General features: G+C 71.3%; 18 protein-coding genes. 9 read left to right on the top strand and 9 right to left on the bottom strand.

Annotated features, from left to right (window positions below; genetic code table 11):
- Window positions 1-77: 77 nt before the first annotated feature.
- From AOK17_RS29420 to AOK17_RS29410, 3 genes are all read left to right on the top strand, one after another.
- On the top strand, window positions 78-743 hold the full coding sequence (locus tag AOK17_RS29420) for a PH domain-containing protein (RefSeq protein ID WP_055615599.1): 666 nt from the start codon (window positions 78-80) through the stop codon (window positions 741-743).
- Window positions 744-1,136: 393 nt separating this feature from the next.
- Entirely contained in the window at window positions 1,137-2,795 is a 1,659-nt protein-coding gene (locus AOK17_RS50885; protein WP_055615598.1) for a hypothetical protein, read from the top strand.
- Window positions 2,796-2,881: 86 nt separating this feature from the next.
- Window positions 2,882-3,730 (top strand): hypothetical protein, encoded by an 849-nt coding sequence (locus AOK17_RS29410; protein WP_107102527.1) that lies wholly within the window; start codon window positions 2,882-2,884, stop codon window positions 3,728-3,730.
- Window positions 3,731-3,803: 73 nt separating this feature from the next.
- Here AOK17_RS29410 and AOK17_RS29405 read toward each other — a convergent pair whose 3' ends face one another.
- From AOK17_RS29405 to AOK17_RS29395, 3 genes are all read right to left on the bottom strand, one after another.
- Window positions 3,804-5,435: a phospho-sugar mutase gene (locus AOK17_RS29405; RefSeq protein ID WP_055615597.1), complete on the bottom strand. Its 1,632-nt coding sequence runs from the start codon at window positions 5,433-5,435 to the stop codon at window positions 3,804-3,806.
- A gap of 206 nt (window positions 5,436-5,641) precedes the next feature.
- Complete coding sequence (locus tag AOK17_RS29400) at window positions 5,642-6,466, bottom strand: purine-nucleoside phosphorylase (protein WP_055615602.1); 825 nt, start codon at window positions 6,464-6,466, stop codon at window positions 5,642-5,644.
- A 146-nt stretch (window positions 6,467-6,612) separates the two neighbouring features.
- The gene (locus AOK17_RS29395; protein WP_055615596.1) at window positions 6,613-7,050 is read right to left on the bottom strand and encodes a gamma-glutamylcyclotransferase family protein; all 438 of its coding nucleotides are present in this window, start codon (window positions 7,048-7,050) and stop codon (window positions 6,613-6,615) included.
- 250 nt (window positions 7,051-7,300) lie between these two features.
- On the opposite strand from AOK17_RS29395, the gene AOK17_RS29390 reads away from it, so the two are divergent.
- Entirely contained in the window at window positions 7,301-8,749 is a 1,449-nt protein-coding gene (locus tag AOK17_RS29390) for an NAD(P)H-quinone dehydrogenase (protein ID WP_055615595.1), read from the top strand.
- A gap of 191 nt (window positions 8,750-8,940) precedes the next feature.
- Window positions 8,941-9,903: a DeoR/GlpR family DNA-binding transcription regulator gene (locus AOK17_RS29385; protein WP_079053340.1), complete on the top strand. Its 963-nt coding sequence runs from the start codon at window positions 8,941-8,943 to the stop codon at window positions 9,901-9,903.
- 124 nt (window positions 9,904-10,027) lie between these two features.
- On the opposite strand, the gene AOK17_RS29380 is transcribed toward AOK17_RS29385, so the two are convergent.
- Both AOK17_RS29380 and AOK17_RS29375 read right to left on the bottom strand, forming a co-directional pair.
- On the bottom strand, window positions 10,028-10,573 hold the full coding sequence (locus AOK17_RS29380; protein WP_055615601.1) for a TetR/AcrR family transcriptional regulator: 546 nt from the start codon (window positions 10,571-10,573) through the stop codon (window positions 10,028-10,030).
- A 270-nt stretch (window positions 10,574-10,843) separates the two neighbouring features.
- Window positions 10,844-12,616, bottom strand: a complete 1,773-nt coding sequence (locus AOK17_RS29375; RefSeq protein ID WP_055615593.1) for an acetyl/propionyl/methylcrotonyl-CoA carboxylase subunit alpha — start codon at window positions 12,614-12,616, stop codon at window positions 10,844-10,846.
- A gap of 373 nt (window positions 12,617-12,989) precedes the next feature.
- Here AOK17_RS29375 and AOK17_RS29370 point away from each other — a divergent pair, with 373 nt between their 5' ends.
- Window positions 12,990-13,508, top strand: coding sequence for a hypothetical protein (locus tag AOK17_RS29370; protein ID WP_055615592.1), 519 nt, complete (start codon window positions 12,990-12,992; stop codon window positions 13,506-13,508).
- 47 nt (window positions 13,509-13,555) lie between these two features.
- Here the strand turns inward: AOK17_RS29370 and AOK17_RS29365 are convergent, their stop codons facing one another.
- Window positions 13,556-14,176 carry a Maf family protein gene (locus AOK17_RS29365; RefSeq protein WP_055615591.1) on the bottom strand — a complete coding sequence of 207 codons (621 nt, stop codon included), beginning with the start codon at window positions 14,174-14,176 and terminating at the stop codon, window positions 13,556-13,558.
- A gap of 31 nt (window positions 14,177-14,207) precedes the next feature.
- A complete protein-coding gene (mmpB, locus tag AOK17_RS53635) occupies window positions 14,208-14,336 on the bottom strand; it encodes a morphogenic membrane protein MmpB (protein WP_107102526.1) in 129 nt (42 codons plus the stop codon).
- 175 nt (window positions 14,337-14,511) lie between these two features.
- Between mmpB and AOK17_RS29360 the strand changes: the two genes are divergently transcribed.
- On the top strand, window positions 14,512-15,642 hold the full coding sequence (locus AOK17_RS29360; RefSeq protein WP_055615590.1) for an SGNH/GDSL hydrolase family protein: 1,131 nt from the start codon (window positions 14,512-14,514) through the stop codon (window positions 15,640-15,642).
- Window positions 15,643-15,761: 119 nt separating this feature from the next.
- On the opposite strand, the gene AOK17_RS48955 is transcribed toward AOK17_RS29360, so the two are convergent.
- Window positions 15,762-15,968 (bottom strand): acyl-CoA carboxylase epsilon subunit, encoded by a 207-nt coding sequence (locus tag AOK17_RS48955; protein WP_079053339.1) that lies wholly within the window; start codon window positions 15,966-15,968, stop codon window positions 15,762-15,764.
- Window positions 15,969-16,009: 41 nt separating this feature from the next.
- The gene (locus AOK17_RS29355; RefSeq protein WP_055615589.1) at window positions 16,010-17,608 is read right to left on the bottom strand and encodes an acyl-CoA carboxylase subunit beta; all 1,599 of its coding nucleotides are present in this window, start codon (window positions 17,606-17,608) and stop codon (window positions 16,010-16,012) included.
- A gap of 177 nt (window positions 17,609-17,785) precedes the next feature.
- On the opposite strand from AOK17_RS29355, the gene AOK17_RS29350 reads away from it, so the two are divergent.
- Together AOK17_RS29350 and AOK17_RS29345 are read left to right on the top strand one after the other, a co-directional pair.
- Window positions 17,786-18,697: a biotin--[acetyl-CoA-carboxylase] ligase gene (locus AOK17_RS29350; protein WP_055615588.1), complete on the top strand. Its 912-nt coding sequence runs from the start codon at window positions 17,786-17,788 to the stop codon at window positions 18,695-18,697.
- Between the two features lie 582 nt (window positions 18,698-19,279).
- Window positions 19,280-20,479, top strand: a complete 1,200-nt coding sequence (locus AOK17_RS29345; protein ID WP_107102528.1) for an adenylate/guanylate cyclase domain-containing protein — start codon at window positions 19,280-19,282, stop codon at window positions 20,477-20,479.
- Window positions 20,480-20,611 lie beyond the last annotated feature (132 nt).

The raw sequence follows: 20,611 nt of genomic DNA, 5'->3' as shown, positions 1-20,611 counted from the left end.
CGCTCCTCAAACGCCGGAGGGCTGAAAAGACAAGGGGCTGGAAATCGATCCTGGGTGGCGTCGGGCAGAATCGGGGTATGACGACGCCCGACCAGCAGCCGACCGTGCCGGAGACGCCGGATCCTCAGTTCAAGGATCGGGTCTATCGGTCGCCCTCCGGTATCGCGGGTGGGGTGCTGTTGCTCGCGATCGCGGGGTGGCTCGGGATCGATGCGCTGGTCACGGGGGAGGGGCGGGCGCCGTGGGTGGCGCTGGCCGCGCTGCTTTTCCTGGTTCCGCTGGTGCTCGCGTTCACCGTGCGGCCGGCCGTGTACGCCAATGAGCGGCGGCTGCGCATCCGTAACCCCTTCCGGGTGATCGTGCTGCCCTGGGGGACGGTCGAGGCGTTCAGGTCGGGCTACTCGAACGAGGTGCTCGACAAGGCCGGCGCCAAGTACCAGGTGTGGGCCGTGCCCGTCTCGCTGCGGGGCCGCAAGCGGGCGGCGCGGCGGGAGGCGCGCGGGGAGGCCCGCGGGGCCGCGGCGGCAGCCCGTGGCGGTCAGCAGCACCATGCCGCGGCGGTGGCCACCGGACCGGTGCGGTCCGCGGGCGACCAGATCATGGAGGAGCTGCGCGAGCTGCTGGAGGCCCGGGGCAAGGATCCGCGGGCGCAGGGCGAGGCGTCGGTGCGGTGGGCGTACGAGATCGTGGCGCCCGCGGCGGCCGGTGCCGTGCTGCTGGCGATTCTGCTGGCTATGGGCTGAGGCCGCCGGGACCTGCTGGATGGTGTCGGTGAATTCCGTCACCGGCTGTCGAGTGGTGTGAGAGTCCCGGCGACGCGGTGTGCGGACGGCTTGTCGCCGGGACCGCGCGCCCACTTGGCTCTCGCTCGGCGATTCGCCGGCAGCATCCGGCCGGCCGGGGCCGTCGGGCGTGCGCGCTCGTCCTGGCGGTTTCTTGAAGGGGCTCTCGGTTTTCGTGGCCCGACGTCCCCGCCCGTTTGAGGCGATGGGCGCGTCCGGCCGTACGAGAGGGCGGCATTTCGGTGGGGGCGAAGGCGGTCCGGTGGCCCGGGCAGGGGCGTCCGGTCGCTACTGTCACCACCTGTGCCGGCGCCGGTGCCATCACCGGCGTTCCCACGCGATCCAGGAGTGCATGTGTCGTACGACGAGCCGCTGCGACTGCCCGTGGCCGCGATACCCGACGGCTGCAGGGACTGGACGGCCGGGCGGGCCGGCGTCTGGTCGGCCGCACTGCCTCCGCGCTGGTCGTTCCTGGGGGTGCGCAGGTCGGTCGCGGCAGCCGTGTCCACCTTCGCGCTGTGCGCGGGCGCCTGGGCGGCGATGCTCGGCGGACTGTGGCCGTTCGTCGCGGCCGGGTTCGCGGTGTACGTCCTGTGGGTGCTCGCACGGCCCGAACTGGTCTGGGCCGGGGCGCCCGTCCTGCTGCTGGCGCTCGCCCTGGAGGCGCGGTCACTGCCGTGGCCCCTCACCGCCGTCCTGGCGTTCGTCGTGGTGGTCACCTGGGCCGCCGTCGCCGTACGCCTGCGGGCCCGTGGCGGTCAGCTCGAACGGGCGCTGGAGGCGGCCGGGGACACCACGGCACGTACCCCGGACGCGGACGCCGTGCTCCAGCGTGGCCGTTTCCTGTTCCCGGTCGGCCTCACGGTGCTCGGGCTCGGTGTGCTCACCGGCGCCACCGCGGGCCTGTGGGGCACGCCCGACGACGAGCGGGGCTCCTGGGTCGTGGCCATCTACCTGGCCGGGCTCGCCGTGACCGCCCTGGCCTCGGCGTGGCTGGGCCGCCACCGGGCCCTCGCCCTGCGCCGGGCCCCCGCGCCCGTCCTGCGCGTCCTCGTGCGCGACGACGCGCAGGGCACCACGGAGGTGTACGCGGCGGACGACCTCGCCGCGGTGCGCCCGCTCTTCACGGTGGACCTGACGTCGTACGACGGTGAGGAGCCGGACGACGACGAGGACGAGGACGAGGCGGACGGCGAGGCGGACGACGAGGAACTGGAGCGGCTCCTCGACGCGGTGGACGACGACACGCCCGGGCCGGTCCGCGAGGCCGTCCTCTACGGCGCTCCCTTCGACGGCGCCGAACTCGTGGTCGTCAGCGCCGACGAGGACCCGGACCAGCCGCCGCTCACGGAGTGGTCGACGGGACCGGTCCGGCCGCTGTCGCCGAGCGCGGGCATGAGACGGGCCGCCAAGGAGAAGGCCCGCGAGGAGCAGAACCGCCAACTGGAGGAACAGGCAAGGGAGTTGGTCGTCGACCGGCCGCCCGTCCCGGTCCGCCGCTGGCGTGCGGGCTGGCTCGACTGGCTGGCCGCGGCGCTGCTCGTGCTCTGGGGCGCCTGGTTCGTCGGGATGTGGTTCTCCGAGTCCGGAGCGCCCCTGTGGAAGCTGGCACTCCTCGGCGTACTCGGTCTCTACGGAGTCGTACGCGTCCCCATGAAGCTCGCCTGGCGCATCACCGCCGACCGCTCGGGCCTGTGGGTCACCGGGCTGCGCGGCCCCCGGCACGTCCCCTGGGACGACTTCCGGTCCGTACGCCGTCAGTCCTTCGAACTGAAGCTCCGCTGGCGGGGTGACAACTGGTCGGTCGCGGCGCCGCGTTGGGCGTGGTTCGAGCGACGCCAGGGCCTGGTCCACCCCTACGACGCCCTGGCGGCCGAGCTCACCGCCATGCGTACGGATCCCGCGCTGCGGCCCACCGGAGAGAGCACCGCACCAGAACGGGGGCGCCCGCTCTGGCCGTTGGTGCTGCTCCTGGGGCTGGTGTGGGCGGCGGTGCTGGTGGTGTGGGGCTGAGAGGCTGAGGTGCCCGACCGGCAACCTTCGCGGGAGTCGGCGGCGACCTGAGGGTGAAATCCCGTCCCCCACCAAGGGAGTTCACCGTGCACAGACACTTGGCGCGGCTGGTCACCGTTCTCGCCGCCCTGGTCGCGTTGGTCGCCTCGCCCCTCACGTCGGTGTCCCCGGCGAAGGCCGCCGACCAGTGGAATCCGCCCGCGAACCTCGTACAGCCGCTGGGCGAGGTGTGGAACCACGTCTCGACCACCTACCCGGACCTCTACGGCTTCCGCAACTACGGCTGGGACCAGGTCATGGCCAACCGGGGAAGCATCAACTACTGCGTCCGCTGGGAGTCCGACGCCCCGGTCAGCACCGATCTGCGCGACCGGATCCACGCCGCCCTGAAGAAGCAGTTCGGCAAGTGGACGGCCGCCATGGTGGACAACGGCACGGGCCACAACGCCTGGCCGTACACCAGCGTGCCGGTCAACATCGTCGGCTGGGCGGTGAAGAACCGCTCGACCCTCCAGTGGACCGACAACTCCGTCGACATCTACACCGGCCTCGACGAGGGCGGCGCCCCGCAGTGCGCGCCCGACTGCGGCCGCTTCTTCCACCAGGACGGCAACTACTCCCGCTGTCCGGGCGGCGCGGCCCGCCACTACGACCAGTCCCTCTGGCTCACCAAGGGCTTCCAGGGTGGCGCCGGCGGCGACTGGGGCCAGCGCGTCGGCCAGGAGTACTTCACGGGCGCCCTGTCGCAGGAGAACATCCACATCTACCTGCACGAGGTCGGCCACACCTTCGGCCTCGACGACTTCTACGACTGGACCCCGACCGGCCAGTGCTGCTTCCTCATGAAGGCGGGCAGCGCCGCTCAGATCACGGAGTTCGACAAGTGGATGTACCGGGACTTCTGGCGCCACTTGAAGAGCAGGTACGGCCTGTGACGGCCGGTACCTGACTGGGGTGTCCGACGGGGGCCGCGGTGAAGCGCGACCCCGTCGGGTGTCCGTCCGGTCCTCAGATGCCCGCTGCCGCCGAGAGATCCCGCTTGATCGCCGCCAACAGCTCCGTCGCCTTCGCGCGGGCCGCCGGGAGGTTGTCGTGGGTGCCCACCGGGACCACGACCTCCAGGTAGCACTTCAGCTTCGGCTCCGTACCGCTGGGGCGGACGATGACGCGGGCGCCGTCCAGCGTGTAGCGCAGGCCGTCGGTGGGCGGGAGCGTGTCCGTGCCCTTCGTCAGGTCCTCGGCCTTCGTGACGGACAGGCCCGCGAGCCGTGTGGGCGGCTGCTCGCGCAGACGGCGCATCGCGTCCGAGATGAGGGACAGGTCGTCCACGCGGACCGAGAGCTGGTCCGTGGCGTGCAGGCCGTGCTCGACCGCGAGATCGTCGAGGAGATCGAGGAGGGTCCGGCCCCCGGACTTGAGCTCCGAGGCCAGTTCCGTGATCAGCAGGGCGGCCGTGATGCCGTCCTTGTCCCGTACGCCCTCGGGGTCGACGCAGTAGCCCAGCGCCTCCTCGTAGCCGTACCGCAGGCCCTCCACGCGGGCGATCCACTTGAAGCCCGTCAGCGTCTCCTCGTACGGCAGGCCCGCCTTCTCGGCGATCCGGCCGAGGAGGGAGGACGAGACGATCGACTCCGCGAAGGTGCCCCGCGCGCCCCGGCGTACGAGGTGCTCGGCGAGGAGCGCGCCCACCTCGTCGCCGCGCAGCATGCGCCAGGCGCCGCCCTCCTTGACGGCCGCCGCGCAGCGGTCCGCGTCCGGGTCGTTCGCGATGATCAGGTCCGGGTCCGTCTCGTGGGCCTTCGCGAAGGCCAGGTCCATCGCGCCGGGCTCTTCCGGGTTGGGGAAGGCGACGGTCGGGAAGTCCGGGTCGGGCTCGGCCTGTTCGGCGACGAGGACCGGCTCCGGGAAGCCGGCCCGGGCGAACGCCGCCAGCAGGGTCTCCTTGCCGACACCGTGCATCGCCGTGTAGACCGTGCGGGCCGTACGCGGGGAGCCGGCGGCCAGTACCTCGTCCGTACGGGCCAGATAGGCGTCCAGGACACCGTCGTCGAGGATCTCCCAGCCGCTGTCCGGGCGGGGGACGTCGGCCAGGCTCGTGATCGCGGCGATCTCCGCGGCGATCTCGGCGTCCGCCGGGGGCACGATCTGGGAGCCGTCGCCGAGGTAGACCTTGTAGCCGTTGTCGCGCGGCGGGTTGTGGCTGGCCGTGACCTCCACGCCCGCCACCGCGCCCAAGTGCCTTATGGCGTACGCGAGTACGGGTGTGGGGAGGGGGCGGGGGAGTACGGCGGCGCGCAGGCCCGCGCCCGTCATGACCGACGCCGTGTCGCGGGCGAAGTCGGCGGACTTGTGGCGGGCGTCGTAGCCGATGACGACGAGGCCGCCGGTCTGGCCCTTCGCCTTCAGGTACGCGGCGAGGCCCGCGGCGGCGCGGATGACGACCGCGCGGTTCATGCGCATCGGGCCGGCGCCGAGTTCGCCGCGCAGGCCGGCTGTGCCGAACTGGAGGGTGCCGCTGAAGCGTGCGGTGAGCTCCGCCGTGTCCTCGGCGTCGATCAGCTTGGCGAGTTCCTCACGGGTTTCCGCGTCGGGGTCCTCGGCCAGCCATGCCTTGGCCCGTGCGGTGAGTCCGTCCTGCACGTCGGGTCAACCTCTCTCTTTGCCTGTTGTCCTGTGGTGCCGCGTGCCTGTCCTGTCCCTGGGGGCTGCGCCCCCAGACCCCCTATCGGCCTGAACGGCCTCGTCCTCAAACGCCGGACGGGCTGAAAGTGTCGGCCCGGGCCACGAAGTATTCAGCCCCTCCGGCGTTTGAGGAGCGGGGGTTCGGAGGCGGAGCCCCCGAGGGACTACAGGCGATCCAGAACCTGGGTCAGCAGCGCACCCATGTGGGTGGCGGAGTCGCGGCCCGCCTGGAGGACCTCCTCGTGGTTGAGGGGCTCTCCGGTCATGCCGGCGGCGAGGTTGGTGACGAGGGAGATACCGAGCACCTCCGCACCCGCCTCACGCGCCGCGATGGCCTCGAGAGTCGTCGACATCCCCACCAGGTCCGCCCCGATGACACGCGCCATCCGAATCTCCGCGGGCGTCTCATAGTGCGGCCCGGGGAACTGCGCGTACACCCCTTCCTCAAGGGTCCCGTCGATCTCCTTGCACAGCGCGCGCAGCCGCGGCGAGTACAGATCCGTCAGATCGACGAAGTTCGCGCCGACGATCGGCGACGCCGCCGTCAGGTTGATGTGGTCGCTGATGAGGACCGGCTGCCCGGGCCGCATGCCCTCGCGGAGCCCCCCGCAGCCGTTGGTCAGCACGATCGTCTTGCAGCCGGCCGCCACGGCGGTACGGACGCCGTGCGCGACGGCGGCGACACCGCGGCCCTCGTAGAAGTGGGTGCGGCCCAGGAACACGAGCGCGCGCTTGTCGCCGATCTCGTACGAGCGGACCTGGCCGCCGTGGCCCTCGACCGCCGGCGGCGGGAAGCCGGGCAGCTCGGTGACCTGGAACTCGGCCGCGGGGTCGCCGAGGGCGTCCACGGCGGGTGCCCAGCCGGAGCCCATCACGAGGGCGACGTCGTGGGTCTCGGCGCCCGTCAGTTCCCGTACGCGCACGGCGGCGGCGTCGGCGGCGGCGTACGGGTCGCCCTGGATGTCGTCCGGAAGAAGAGATGCGTTCACGCGCACGAGGGTAGCCGGTCCGGGCCTACGCGCGTAGATGGTGATGGTCACGGGATTGCGATCGTTGTCTTGTTGTTTCCGCCGAAGACCGCGAGGGCCGCCCTGCGACGGGCACCCGTGCGGGAGCCGAACGCCGATCCCGTGCGTCAGCAGGGACGCTTGCGCAGCTCCATCACATAGTCGTGCGGGGCGCCCGCGGATTCCGCCGCGTCGGCGATCTCGCCGAGGTAGCGGGCCGAGGGGAGCCCTCCCTCGTAGCCGTTGAGGACGTAGACCCACGCGGCCTCCTCGCCCTCCAGCGTGTGGATCCGTACCCGCATCCGCCGGTAGACGTCCAGGCCGACGCCCTCCCAGCGGTCCATGGACTCCTCGTCCGGGGGCGCGATGTCGTAGAGGGCGACGAAGACCTGCGAGCGCGGGGCCTCGACGATGGTGGCCAGTGCGCCCTCCCAGCCCATGTGCTCGCCGCCGAACGTCAGCCGCCAGCCGTTCAGCCATCCCGTGGCGCGCAGCGGCGAGTGCGGAGCGCGGCGCGTCATGAGCCGCGGGTCGAGATTGCCGGCGTACGCGGCGTAGAGCGACATGGATCGAGAGTACGGCAGCGAACGCGTGCGCCTCTCCCGTAACCGGAGCACCCGGAATTCCGTATCCGCGCCGCGGGGATTCTCGCGGGGACGCCGCGGGGATTCCGTATCCGGGCCGCCGGGATCGTGGGTCCGTGTCGCCGGGATTCCGTGTCCGTGCCGTCCGGATCCCGTGTCCGTGCCGCCCGGATCCTGTGTCCTCGCCCCGTCGGCGGCCCCCGGGCGGAAGCACCTTGAAGCGTGCGGGACAATGGAGTACGTGACTCGGATCGTGATCATTGGTGGCGGACCCGGCGGATACGAGGCGGCCCTGGTGGCCGCCCAGCTCGGCGCGGAGGTGACCGTCGTCGACTGCGACGGTCTGGGCGGGGCGTCGGTGCTCACCGACTGCGTCCCGTCGAAGACCCTGATCGCGACGGCGGAGGTGATGACCACCTTCGACTCGTCGTACGAGGAGCTGGGGATCATCGTCGCCGATGACACTCCTCACATCGACACGCCCGCGCGGGTCGTCGGTGTCGACCTCGGGAAGGTCAACCGCCGTGTGAAGCGGCTCGCGCTCGCCCAGTCGCACGACATCACCGCCTCCGTGACGCGCGCCGGTGCCCGCGTCCTGCGGGGCCGCGGGCGGCTCGAAGGCATGCAGGGCCTGGACGGCTCGCGCAAGGTCGTCGTACGGGCCGCGGACGGCAGCGAGGAGACGCTCGTCGCCGACGCCGTGCTCATCGCCACCGGCGGGCACCCCCGCGAGCTGCCCGACGCGCAGCCGGACGGGGAGCGGATCCTGAACTGGACGCAGGTCTACGACCTCGACGAGCTGCCCGAGGAGCTCATCGTCGTCGGCTCCGGTGTCACCGGTGCCGAGTTCGCCGGCGCCTACCAGGCCCTCGGCTCGCGCGTCACGCTCGTCTCCAGCCGCGACCGCGTGCTGCCGGGCGAGGACCCGGACGCGGCGGCCGTCCTGGAGGACGTGTTCCGGCGGCGCGGGATGAACGTCATGGCCCGCTCGCGCGCCGCGTCCGCCAAGCGCGTCGGCGACCGCGTCGAGGTGACGCTCGCCGACGGCCGGGTCATCACCGGCTCGCACTGTCTGATGGCCGTCGGCGCCATCCCGAACAGCCACGGCATGGGTCTCGAAGAGGCCGGGGTCAAGGTCCAGGAGTCCGGGCACATCTGGACCGACAGGGTCTCCAGGACCTCCGCCCCGGGCGTGTACGCCGCCGGTGACGTGACCGGCATCTTCGCGCTCGCCTCCGTGGCCGCCATGCAGGGCCGGATCGCGATGTACCACTTCCTCGGGGACGCGGTCGCCCCGCTGAACCTCAAGACGGTCTCGTCCAACGTCTTCACCGACCCCGAGATCGCCACCGTCGGCTACTCCCAGGCGGACGTCGACGGCGGCGTCATCGACGCCCGGGTCGTCAAGCTGCCCCTGCTGCGCAACCCGCGCGCCAAGATGCAGGGCATCCGCGACGGCTTCGTCAAGATCTTCTGCCGCCCGGGCACCGGGATCGTCGTCGGCGGTGTGGTCGTCTCGCCGCGCGCCTCGGAACTCATCCACCCGATCTCGCTCGCGGTCGACAACAACCTGACCGTCGAACAGATCGCGAACGCCTTCACCGTGTATCCGTCCCTGTCGGGTTCGATCGCCGAGGTGGCCCGGCAGCTGCACACCCGGAAGACCGAGGGCGAATCCTGACGGCGTAAGACGGTTCCCCGCTGGTCACGGGGATCGTCGGGCCTTTGGTGACGGTGAGTCGCGGCCCATTCGTGCGGCATAGGCTCCGCGATTAGGCGCGTATACCACTTCGTGCCCTGCGGTGCGAACAACTTCTGTTATTCGGCGCAAACTGCTGAAAGCAGACGGTCGTTGGGGTTACTGTCAGTTTCGTGTTCGCTGCAGAACGTCGCCAATTGATCCTCGAAATGGTGCGAGCGAATGGGGCCGTGTCGCTCCGTGAGCTCGCCCGCGTCGTCCAGACCTCCGAAGTGACCGTACGGCGGGACGTGCGCGCACTGGAGGCAGAAGGACTCCTCGACCGCCGGCATGGCGGTGCGGTATTGCCGGGCGGGTTCACGCGGGAGTCCGGCTTTCCGCAGAAATCTCATCTCGCGACCGCCGAGAAGACGGCCATCGCCGATCTCGCCGCAAGTCTCGTCGAAGAGGGCGAGGCCATTGTGGTGGGGGCGGGAACCACGACACAGGAGCTGGCCCGCCGGCTCGCGCGGGTCCCCGGTCTGACCGTCGTCACCAACTCCCTGCTGGTGGCCCAGGCGCTGGCCCACGCCAACCGCGTGGAGGTCGTGATGACCGGCGGCACCCTGCGCGGTTCCAACTACGCCCTGGTCGGCAGCGGGGCCGAGCAGTCCCTCCAGGGGCTGCGGGTCTCCCGGGCCTTCCTGTCGGGGAGCGGACTGACCGCCGAGCGCGGCCTGTCCACCTCCAACATGCTGTCGGCGTCCGTCGACCGCGCGCTGGTGCAGGCGGCTGCCGAGGTCGTCGTCCTCGCCGACCACACCAAGCTCGGCACCGACACGATGTTCCAGACCGTGCCGACCGACGTGATCACCAGGCTCGTCACCGACGAGCCGCCCGCCCACGACGACCGAGCGGGCACCGAACTGCAGGCCCTGGCGGATCAGGGCGTACAGATCGCGGTGGCCGGAGCCGGTGGTTCGGGCGGGGATACGGTCCCGGCGGGGCGCCAGCCGCCACGCCGGGACGTGCCGCTGCCCGGCCCCAGGCGTGGCCAGGTCCCCGGTGGAAGCCCGCAGTTGCGCAGTGCCGCCGCGGTTCTGGGGGATCAGCCCCAGAGTGAGCGGGCGCGCGTCGCGGACCTGCGCCGACGCTGACGGGCGGTCGGCGGCCCGGCCCGGATCCTGACGGACGACGGTCCAGTTCGTACGTCGGGAAGCGCGGCCACGGCAGAACGCGGGCCGGTGGCACGCGGGTCGGTGGTACGTACGTGTCGGGGCGTCAGGCCTTGAGGCCCCGTAGCGTCAGTGTCAGCAGGCGGTCGGCCAACTCCGGATCGTCCGGGGTCTCTTCGGCCGCCAGCGCGATGGCGTTGGTCAGCTGGAGCAGGTCGCCGATGGAGACATCGGAGCGCACGGCGCCCGCCCGCTGCGCACGGGCGAGCAGGGCGCTGCCCGCCTCACGCATCGGACCGCTGCACCGGGCGAGTTCCGATGCGTCGTCGTGCGAGGCCGCCATGAGCGCCCGCGCCAGACCGCGGTACTCACTCGCATGAGTGATGATGGCGCGCAGCCATGTCACGAGCGCCGTGCACGGCTGCGGGTCGTCCAGCAGTTCGCGCGAGAGGTCGAGGAGATCGCTCACCGCGTCCGAGAAGACCGAACTCAGCAGCGCCTGGCGGTTCGGGAAGTGCCGGTAGAGCGTGCCGATGCCCACTCCGGCCCTTCTGGCCACGTCCTCCAGGGAGGCGTCCGCGCCGAACTCGGCGAATGCCGTGCGGGCCTCGGAGATCAGTCGCTCGTGGTTGCGGCGGGCGTCGGCGCGCATACCTGCCGGTGGCTTGGCCATGTGAGTCACCTCGCCTCTCCTGCGTGCCGGGGGTGGGATGTGGTTGCCCGATCCCAACTGGTCTGCCCCATTGTTGTTGTTCGGGGGTTGCGGATGCGTTGTGGCTGGTCGCGCCCACGCGGCGGAGCCGCATATGTCACAGCCCCGCGCCCCTGACGGGGCGCTTGCCCCTGACCGGGCTCTTAAGCCGAGGCGCCCGACGGACAGGCTGATCCTGTTCGTCGGGCGCCTTGAGGCTGTGCGGGTGGGTCAGTCCTTGATTTCGCAGATGAGGGCGCCGGAGGTGACGGAGGCGCCGACTTCGGCGGACAGGGCCTTGACGGTGCCGGAGCGGTGGGCGTTGAGGGGCTGCTCCATCTTCATGGCCTCCAGGACGACGACGAGGTCGCCTTCCTTGACCTCCTGGCCCTCCTCGACGGCGACCTTGACGATCGTGCCCTGCATCGGCGAGGCGAGGGTGTCGCCGGAGGCGGCCGGGCCGGACTTCTTGGCCGCGCGGCGTTTGGGCTTGGCGCCGGCCGCGAGGCCGGTACGGGCAAGCGACATGCCGAGGGAGACCGGCAGGGAGACCTCCAGGCGCTTGCCGCCGACCTCGACGACGACCGTCTCGCGGCCCGGCTCGTCCTCCACCTCGGTGTCCGCGGGAGCGGCGAAGGGCTTGATCTCGTTGACGAACTCGGTCTCGATCCAGCGGGTGTGGACCGTGAACGGGTCGCTGGAGCCGGTCAGTTCGGGGGCGAACGCCGGGTCCGTCACGACCGCGCGGTGGAAGGGGATCGCGGTCGCCATGCCCTCGACGTTGAACTCGGCCAGCGCGCGGGCGGCCCGCTGCAGGGCCTGCTCACGGGTGGCGCCGGTGACGATCAGCTTGGCGAGCAGGGAGTCCCAGGCCGGGCCGATGACGCTGCCGGTCTCCACGCCCGCGTCCAGGCGCACGCCCGGACCCGACGGCGGGGCGAAGGTGGTCACCGTGCCGGGAGCGGGCAGGAAGCCCCGGCCCGGGTCCTCGCCGTTGATGCGGAACTCGAAGGAGTGGCCGCGCAGTTCCGGGTCGCTGTAGCCGAGTTCCTCGCCGTCGGCGATGCGGAACATCTCGCGTACGAGGTCGATGCCGGCGACCTCCTCGGTGACCGGGTGCTCCACCTGCAGACGGGTGTTGACCTCCAGGAAGGAGATCGTGCCGTCCGTGCCGACCAGGAACTCCACGGTCCCGGCGCCGACATAGCCGGCCTCCTTGAGGATGGCCTTGGAGGAGGAGTACAGCTCGGCGACCTGCTCGTCGGACAGGAACGGCGCGGGCGCCTCCTCGACCAGCTTCTGGTGGCGGCGCTGCAGCGAGCAGTCACGCGTCGACACGACGACCACGTTGCCGTGGGAGTCGGCCAGGCACTGGGTCTCCACGTGCCGCGGCTTGTCGAGGTAGCGCTCCACGAAGCACTCGCCGCGGCCGAAAGCGGCCACCGCCTCGCGGACGGCCGAGTCGTACAGCTCGGGGACTTCTTCCAGGGTGCGGGCGACCTTCAGGCCGCGACCGCCGCCGCCGAAGGCCGCCTTGATGGCGATCGGCAGGCCGTGCTGCTCGGCGAAGGCGACGACCTCGTCCGAGCCCGAGACCGGGTCGGGGGTGCCGGCGACCAGCGGGGCGCCGGCGCGCTGCGCGATGTGCCGGGCGGCGACCTTGTCGCCCAGGTCGCGAATCGCCTGCGGCGGCGGGCCGATCCAGATCAGCTGGGCGTCCAGGACGGCCTGGGCGAAGTCGGCGTTCTCGGAAAGGAAGCCGTAGCCGGGGTGGATGGCGTCCGCGCCGGAGTCCTTGGCGGCCTGCAGCACCTTGGCCATGTCGAGGTAGCTGGTCGCGGGGGTGTCACCGCCCAGCGCGAACGCCTCGTCCGCGGCCCGCACATGCAGTGCGTCCCGGTCCGGCTCGGCGTACACCGCCACGCTCGCGATACCGGCGTCTCGGCACGCCCGGGCGACACGAACAGCGATTTCGCCACGGTTGGCGATCAACACCTTGCGCACGTTGGCTCCCTCTCCTTGAAACAAGCCGAGTTTAGGGACTGCCGACACGACGTATCGACCCGTCCCCGGTGGTGAGCTTGCCCACACGGAGCGTGATACGAGGCCCGCTCGTCCGCGAAATCCCTTGTCGCACCGCGGTACGCAGGGGGCTTCCCAAGAACCCTAGCCCTCCGATGTGGTCAAGGTCTCTGTGAGAGCGTGCTGCGCCCCACTCCGTTTCTTTGTGGAGTCCCTACGAATGGCCCAACGAATCTTTGCCCTCCGTAGATCCCTTGTCCCGCGGTTTACCCGTTAGTAGCGTGCAGGCTGTCTCGAACGTACTTGAGGTAACAGCAGTTTTGGTCGAGCGGCAGTCGGAAGTGGGTGGGGACCGGTGGTGCGCAGACCGGTGGCATGGGTGACCGCGATCGTGCTCTTCGCGGAGGCGATAGGCATCGCGTTGGTCAACTGGTTCATGGGGATAGTCGTCGACCGGCAGGACATGTCGCTGGCGGGGCTCGACTCGGACGTGATGTCCACGTCCTCGAAGGTCGCCGGCCTGCTCTTCGGCCTCTACTTCGCGCTCTGCGGTGTCGTCGCGCTGCGCGTGGCCCTGCGCGACCGCGCCCCCGCCGGCGTCGGCCGCATCCTGCTGTTCAGCGCGGCGGTGGTGCACGCCCTGCTCGGCGCGTTCACGGTGGGCCTGGTGGGCTGGGGCGCGTTCGCCTTCATGATGGTGGTGCTCGGGCTGATCGTGCTCATCTTCATGACGTACGACCGTCGCGAGGGCACCGTCTCCGACGCCGGGCCGGACGACGCCAAGCCGGACGGCGGGGCGACGGGCGGCGGCGCCGCGAACGGGAGCAGCGGCGGGACGCCGGTCATCCCGCCTCCGGCGCCCTCGGCCTCCTGACGGCCCTACTCCCTCTTACTGCCCGACCGTTCGTCCCGCCCCGCGCGTCACTTCTCGCGCGGGGTCCACAACTCCGTGATCCCGACGCCCAGTTCGGCCAGCAGACGGCGTACCAACGGCAGCGAGATCCCGATGACGTTGCCGTGGTCGCCGTCGATGCCGTCGATGAACGGGGCCGAGCGGCCGTCGAGCGTGAACGCCCCCGCGACATGGAGGGGCTCGCCCGAGGCGACGTACGCGGCGATCTCGGCGTCGCTCGGCTCGCCGAAGCGGACCACGGTGGAGGCGACCCCCGAGGCGTGGCGCCCGGCCGTCGTGTCCCAGACGCAGTGCCCGGTCTGAAGCGTGCCCGCGCGGCCACGCATGGCCTTCCAGCGCGCGGTCGCCTCCTCGGCGTCGGCGGGCTTGCCGAGTGCCTCGCCGTCCAGGTCGAGCACCGAGTCGCAGCCGATCACCAGGGCGCCCTTGACCTCCGGCCTCGCGGCCACCACGGACGCCTTCGCCTCGGCCAGCGCGAGTGCCAGTTCGGCGGGGGTCGGGGCGCTCACGGCGTCCTCGTCGACCCCGCTGACGATGACCTCGGGGGCGAGTCCGGCCTGGCGCAGCAGTCCGAGCCGGGCGGGGGACTGGGAGGCGAGGACGAGTCGGCGGCGTGGCTGATCAGTCATGCGGCCAGGGTATCGGCGGGGCCGGGGCGGCTCACATCACGCCGAGCACGATCATCGCGAGCACCGCGGCCAGCGCCAGGAGAATGCCCAGCCGCCGCAACATGTCCTGCATGTCACGCAGTTCCTTGGGCGGCTCGTTCTCGGGGTCGGACCACAGCATGACAACGATCGTGACTCCGTCGCGGGCGCGGGCGCCTGAGTACGCGTACTCATTTTGAGTAAAAGGGTCTGGGGTTCCATTAGGGCCATCCTCCCTGCTACCGTTCCGGGCATCACTAAAGGGACTGTGATTCCATTAGGGAACGGGTCCCGATCCTCTCAGGGAGGGATGTGCCGTGTTCACCACCGCCTGGACCGCCTCGCCCCAGCTGCCCAGCACGGGCTTCACGCCCAACTGGTCGCAGGAGGGCTTCTGGCGTCAGTCCCTGCGTCAGGTCGTCCGCCTCGGTGCGGGCGGCGACCGGGTCCGTATCCGCCTCTCGAACGCGTACGGGACCTCGCCGCTCCGGATCGCGGGAGCCACGGTCGCCCGTACGGCCCGCGGAGCCGCCGTGCGGCCGGACTCCGTCCGGCGGCTCACCTTCGCGGGGGCCGCCTCCGTCGAGGTGCCCGCGCGAGGGGAGATCATCGGAGACGCGGCCGAACTTGCCCTGGAATCAGGCGAATCCGTGACGGTCACCCTCCATCTGGACGCCGTCACAGGGCCCGCCACCTTCCACGCGCAGGCCTTCACCACCAGCTACCGGGGCACGGGCGATCTCCTGGAGGACACCGGGGGCGAGGCCTTCGACGAGGCCAGTGAGTCCTGGTACTTCCTGTCCGGCGTCGACGTCTCAGCGGGGCGTACGGACGCCGTGGCGTTGTTCGGCGACTCGATCACCGACGGGTTCGGGTCCACGCCCGGTGCGAACCGGCGCTGGTCCGACGCCCTCGCCGAGCGCACGGGGCGGCCCGTCCTCAACGCCGGCATCGGCGGGAACCTGCTGCTCAACGACTCTGCCTGGTACGGGGAGAAGGGCGTCCGGCGCGTGGAGCGGGACGTGTTCGCGCTCGCGGGCGTCGACACGCTCGTCGTTCTGCTGGGGCTCAACGACATCGGCTTCAGCGAGACGGACGAGCAGCCGACGTATCGGCCCGCGCCGCTCGTGGAGGTGGGCGAACTCGTCGCGGGGCACCGGGAGTTGATCCGGCAGGCCCGGGAGCGCGGGGTCCGGGTCGTGGGGGCGACCCTGCTTCCCTTCGGCGGGTCCGATCACTGGGGGGAGCGGGCGGCGAAGGTGAGTCATGAGGTGAACGAGTGGGTTCGTTGCTCGGGGGAGTACGACGCGGTCGCCGATCTCCACCGGGCGCTGGGGGATCCCGACGCGCCGGATGTGCTGCGCGGGGCGTACGACTTCGGCGATCACCTGCACCCGAATGATGCCGGGTACGAGGTGATGGCCGACGCTGTCGCTCGTGTTCTCTGACCGCGGGTGCGCCGTGGCTTGTTGCGCCCACGATGGGGGTCCCCCCGGTCGAGCGAAGCCGAGAGTGGGGGAGGAGCCGCATGTGTCACAGCCCCGCGTCCCTGTCGGGGCGCTGTCCTCTAGCCGGGCCAGAAGGTGCGGGCCCATGTTCGTGGACCCGGTGTTGGCAGGCGCCTCTGGGCCACCCGGGACGGGTCGGACCAGGCCGGCCGTTCCTGTGTCGCGCCGGGCGGAGTGGTTGCCGCCGCCGCGGCGCGGGCCTGGACCACCGCCAGTGCGGCGGCCAGCTCCTCGGGGGTCGGGTTGCCCCTTACGACCTTGATCATGAACGTTCCCGCTCTCGACTCGTCTGCTCTCGACCGGCGTCCTACAGAGGGATGTTGCCGTGCTTCTTCGGCGGCAGGGACTCCCGCTTCGTACGCAGCGACCGCAGGCCGCGTACGACGTGGGAGCGGGTGTCGGACGGCAGGATCACACCGTCGATGTACCCGCGCTCGGCAGCCGTGTAGGGGTTGAGGAGCGTGTCCTCGTACTCCTGGATCAGGCGGGCCCGGGTGGCCTCCTGCTCGTCGGCGGGGGCCGCGGCGATGGTGCGGCGGTGCAGGATGTTCACCGCGCCCTGCGCGCCCATCACGGCGATCTGGGCGGTCGGCCAGGCGAGGTTGAGGTCCGCGCCCAGGTGCTTGGAGCCCATGACGTCGTACGCGCCGCCGAAGGCCTTGCGGGTGATGACCGTGATCAGCGGGACGGTGGCCTCCGCGTACGCGTAGATCAGCTTCGCGCCGCGGCGGATGATGCCGTAGTGCTCCTGGTCCACGCCCGGGAGGAAGCCGGGGACGTCCACGAACGTGATGACGGGGACGTTGAAGGCGTCGCAGGTGCGGACGAAGCGCGCCGCCTTCTCGCTCGCGTCGATGTCGAGACAGCCCGCGAACTGCATCGGCTGGTTGGCGACGATCCCCACCGGGTGGCCCTCGACCCGGCCGAAGCCGGTGAGGATGTTCGGCGCGAACAGCGGCTGGGTCTCGAAGAACTCGGCGTCGTCCAGGACGTGTTCGATCACCGTGTGCATGTCGTACGGCTGGTTGGCGCTGTCCGGGATCAGCGTGTCGAGCTCGCGGTCCTCGTCCGTCAGGGCCAGGTCCGCCTCCTCCGGGAAGGCGGGCGGCTCACTGAGGTTGTTCGACGGGAGGTAGGACAGCAGCGACTTGACGTACTCGATCGCGTCCTTCTCGTCGCCCGCCATGTGATGGGCCACGCCCGACACCGCGTTGTGCGTGCGCGCGCCGCCCAGCTCCTCGAAGCCGACGTCCTCGCCCGTGACCGTCTTGATAACGTCGGGCCCTGTGATGAACATGTGCGAGGTCTGGTCGACCATCACCGTGAAGTCGGTGATCGCGGGGGAGTAGACCGCGCCGCCCGCGCACGGGCCGACGACCAGGCTGATCTGCGGGATGACTCCCGAGGCGTGGGTGTTGCGGCGGAAGATCTCGCCGTACATGCCGAGCGCCGAGACGCCCTCCTGGATACGGGCGCCGCCCGAGTCGTTGATGCCGATGACCGGACAGCCGGTCTTCAGCGCGAAGTCCATCACCTTCATGATCTTCTGGCCGTAGACCTCGCCGAGCGCGCCGCCGAAGACCGTGAAGTCCTGGGAGAACACGGCCACCGGGCGTCCGTCCACCGTGCCGTAGCCGGTCACGACCCCGTCGCCGTACGGGCGGTTGTCCGCCAGGCCGAAGTCCGTCGAGCGGTGCTGCGCGAACTCGTCGAACTCCACGAAGGAGCTCTCGTCCAGCAGCAGCTCGATCCGCTCACGAGCCGTCAACTTGCCCTTGGCGTGCTGCTTTTCGACGGCACGTGCCGAGCCGGCGTGCGTCGCCTCGTCGATGCGGCGCCGCAGATCCGCGAGCTTGCCCGCGGTGGTGTGGATGTCGATCTCGTGCTGCTGTTCCGGCTCGGACATCGGGATGCGGCTCCCTGCCTGCTCAGTGGGGACGTGAGGGTGAGGTGACACGAGGTGCTTCGGACGTGCTGAACGCTGCTGGGTGGTGCTCAGAAGGGGGGTTGGCTACTCATCCGTAGCGTAGTGGCGTGCCTACCGTTCGGCAGTGCGGCGTTTACCACACCTAGGGTGGGTTGCATGACGCCGCGAGACGACTCAGACGCGAACAGCAATCGGTGGTCCGACCTGGACCGTCCCCCGCTCAACGCCGTGGCCCTGCGCCGCGCGCTCGTGCGCAACGGGGGGCACGAGGGGCTCTGGCGCGCTGTCGACGTCGTACAGCACACCGGCTCGACCAACTCCGACCTCGTCGCCCTCGCCACCGAGGGCAAGGCGGAGGAGGGCACGGTCCTCGTCGCCGAGGAACAGGACGCCGGGCGCGGGCGCCTGGACCGCCAGTGGACGGCACCGGCCCGCTCGGGCCTCTTCTTCTCCGTCCTGCTGAAACCGACCGGAGTGCCGGTTGAGCGCTGGGGCTGGCTGCCGCTGCTCACCGGGGTCGCGACGGCCACCGCGCTGTCCCGCGCCGCCGGGGTCGACACGGCACTCAAGTGGCCCAACGACCTGCTGGTCACCGTGGACGGCCAGGAACGCAAGACCGGCGGCATCCTCGCCGAGCGTGCCGGACCCGACGCGGTCGTCGTCGGCATCGGCATCAACGTCACGCTCCGCGAGGACGAGCTGCCCGTGCCGGGCGCGGGTTCGCTCCTCCTCGCGGGAGCGACGACCACGGACCGTGACACGATCCTGCGGGCCGTGCTCCGGTCCCTCGGCCAGTGGTACGAGAAGTGGCGCAGCGTGGGCGGCGACCCGGCCAGGTCCGGCCTCCAGGACACGTACGCCGCCGGCTGCGCCACGCTCGGGCGGGTCGTACGGGCCGAACTGCCCGGCGACAAGTCGATCACCGGAGAGGCGGTGGCCGTGGACGGCGACGGACGACTGGTCCTGGCCACGGCGGAGGGCGTGCAGCAGCCCGTGGGCGCGGGGGACATCGTGCATCTGCGGCCGGCGGGGGATCAGGGGGATACGGGAGACACGGGCGACCGGTGACGGATGACGGGCGACCGGTGACGGACGTGACCACAGGGGCGCGCGGGAAACTTCGTGCCAGTCATGCCTGCCGTGCCTGGTGGTGAGCAAGGGGCGCGTACGAGCCGTACGAGTGGGGGTGGGCCGCCGGACCCACGCAGGAGGAGTGGCCCTCGGGCCGTCCGGCCTCGGCGGTCGGGAGTGAGCCAGAGCACACCTGCCGTAGAGTTGAGGCCGGTCGATACCTGACCGCGGCAGATCGGAAGGGCAGCAGGCGTGACCGTCGACGACACGGGCTCCGGCACGGGTGACACCGCCTCCGACGGTGAGCCGGGGCGTACCACCGGGTCTGTCGCCGACACGGCGGCCGCACGCATCGATCGGGCCGAGGCGCACGCGCGGGTGGAGGAACAGAACCGAGTGGACGCGCAGGACGGCCGAACGGACCGGGCGGAAACGCCGGACCGGACGGAGACGCCGGATGGGGCGCCGAGTGCGCCCGAGGCGTCGGATCAGGCAGGTCGGCGGGCGGATCAGCAGGCTGATCAGGTAGAGGCGTCGGGTGGGACGTCGGCCGCGGGCCGGGCGGAGGACGCGGGCCGGATGGAAACCTCCGGTCGGGCGGAAGGCTCGGGTCCGGTGGAGACCTCGGGCCGGGGGGAGGCCGCGGGTCGCGTGGACGGTGGCGGCCGGGGTGAGGTCGCGGGCCGGGGCGACGGGGCGGACCGTGCGGAGGCGCAGGCTGCCGCCTCCGAGGAGGATCCGCTGGCCCTGCGTCTCGAACAGCTCATCCTCGGTGCCGAGCGCCGCTACACCCCCTTCCAGGCCGCCCGCAGCGCGGGCGTCTCCGTGGAGCTGGCCACCCGTTTCTGGCGGGCCATGGGCTTCGCGGACATCGGCCAGGCCAAGGCGCTGACGGAGGCCGACGTACTGGCGCTGCGCCGGCTCTCCGGTCTGGTCGAGGCGGGGCTGCTCAGCGAGGCCATGGCGGTCCAGGTCGCCCGTTCGACCGGGCAGACCACCGCGCGGCTGGCCGAGTGGCAGATCGACTCCTTCCTGGAGGGCCTGACCGAGCCCCCGGAACCGGGCATGACGCGCACCGAGGTCACGTACCCCCTCGTCGAGCTGCTGCTGCCCGAGCTGGAGGAGTTCCTCGTCTACGTCTGGCGGCGCCAGCTCGCCGCCGCGACCGGCCGTGTCGTGCAGGCCGCGGACGACGAGGAGATGGTCGACCGGCGGCTCGCCGTCGGCTTCGCCGACCTCGTCGGCTTCACACGGCTGACCCGGCGCATGGAGGAGGAGGAACTCGGCGAACTCGTCGAGGCCTTCGAGACCACCGCGGCGGACCTGGTGGCCGCGCACGGCGGGCGCCTGATCAAGACGCTGGGCGACGAGGTGCTGTACGCGGCCGACGACGCGGGCCTCGCCGCCGAGATCGCGCTCCGGCTGATCGAGACCATGGCCGGCGACGAGACGATGCCCGAGCTGCGGGTCGGTATCGCCTTCGGCACGGTGACGACCCGGATGGGCGATGTCTTCGGTACGACCGTCAACCTCGCGTCCCGGCTGACCTCGATAGCCCCGAAGGACGCCGTCCTGGTCGACGGGGCGTTCGCCGAGGAACTGACCCGGACCGGCGACGCGCCCGTCTCCGAGGCCGCTGCCGCCGACGAGGCCGCCGCCGCGGAGAAGGAGGGCGAGGAGCCGCCGTCGTACCGCTTCGCGCTTCAGCCGATGTGGCAGCGGGCTGTGCGGGGGCTGGGAGTGGTCGAGCCGTGGCAGCTGAGGCGGCGGAGTAACTAGCGACTGGAGGTAGGTGGTCCGCCCCCTCCTGCTACCTGCTGTTGCTGTCGTTTCCGTTGAAGCACAGGCCGACGACCGGGACGCACAGGCCTGCGCCCGGGCGGGCGGGGTTCTGTGGTGCACCGGGGGATG

The organism is Streptomyces phaeochromogenes (assembly GCF_001418655.1).
GTDB classification, from domain to species: domain Bacteria; phylum Actinomycetota; class Actinomycetes; order Streptomycetales; family Streptomycetaceae; genus Streptomyces; species Streptomyces phaeochromogenes.
This window is presented reverse-complemented; position numbering and strand designations above follow the sequence as displayed.

Bases quoted from the DNA above. Each gene is read 5' to 3' on its own strand.
- AOK17_RS29420 (WP_055615599.1), top strand. From the start codon at position 78: ATGACGACGCCCGACCAGCAGCCGACCGTGCCGGAGACGCCGGATCCT.
- AOK17_RS29380 (WP_055615601.1), bottom strand. From the start codon at position 10,573: ATGCGCGCCGACGCCCGCCGCAACCACGAGCGACTGATCTCCGAGGCC.
- AOK17_RS29365 (WP_055615591.1), bottom strand. From the start codon at position 14,176: ATGACTGATCAGCCACGCCGCCGACTCGTCCTCGCCTCCCAGTCCCCC.
- AOK17_RS29345 (WP_107102528.1), top strand. From the start codon at position 19,280: ATGGAAACCTCCGGTCGGGCGGAAGGCTCGGGTCCGGTGGAGACCTCG.
- AOK17_RS29390 (WP_055615595.1), top strand. From the start codon at position 7,301: ATGGAGTACGTGACTCGGATCGTGATCATTGGTGGCGGACCCGGCGGA.
- AOK17_RS29395 (WP_055615596.1), bottom strand. From the start codon at position 7,050: ATGTCGCTCTACGCCGCGTACGCCGGCAATCTCGACCCGCGGCTCATG.
- AOK17_RS29355 (WP_055615589.1), bottom strand. From the start codon at position 17,608: ATGTCCGAGCCGGAACAGCAGCACGAGATCGACATCCACACCACCGCG.
- mmpB (WP_107102526.1), bottom strand. From the start codon at position 14,336: ATGCTGTGGTCCGACCCCGAGAACGAGCCGCCCAAGGAACTGCGTGAC.
- AOK17_RS48955 (WP_079053339.1), bottom strand. From the start codon at position 15,968: ATGATCAAGGTCGTAAGGGGCAACCCGACCCCCGAGGAGCTGGCCGCC.
- AOK17_RS29350 (WP_055615588.1), top strand. From the start codon at position 17,786: ATGACGCCGCGAGACGACTCAGACGCGAACAGCAATCGGTGGTCCGAC.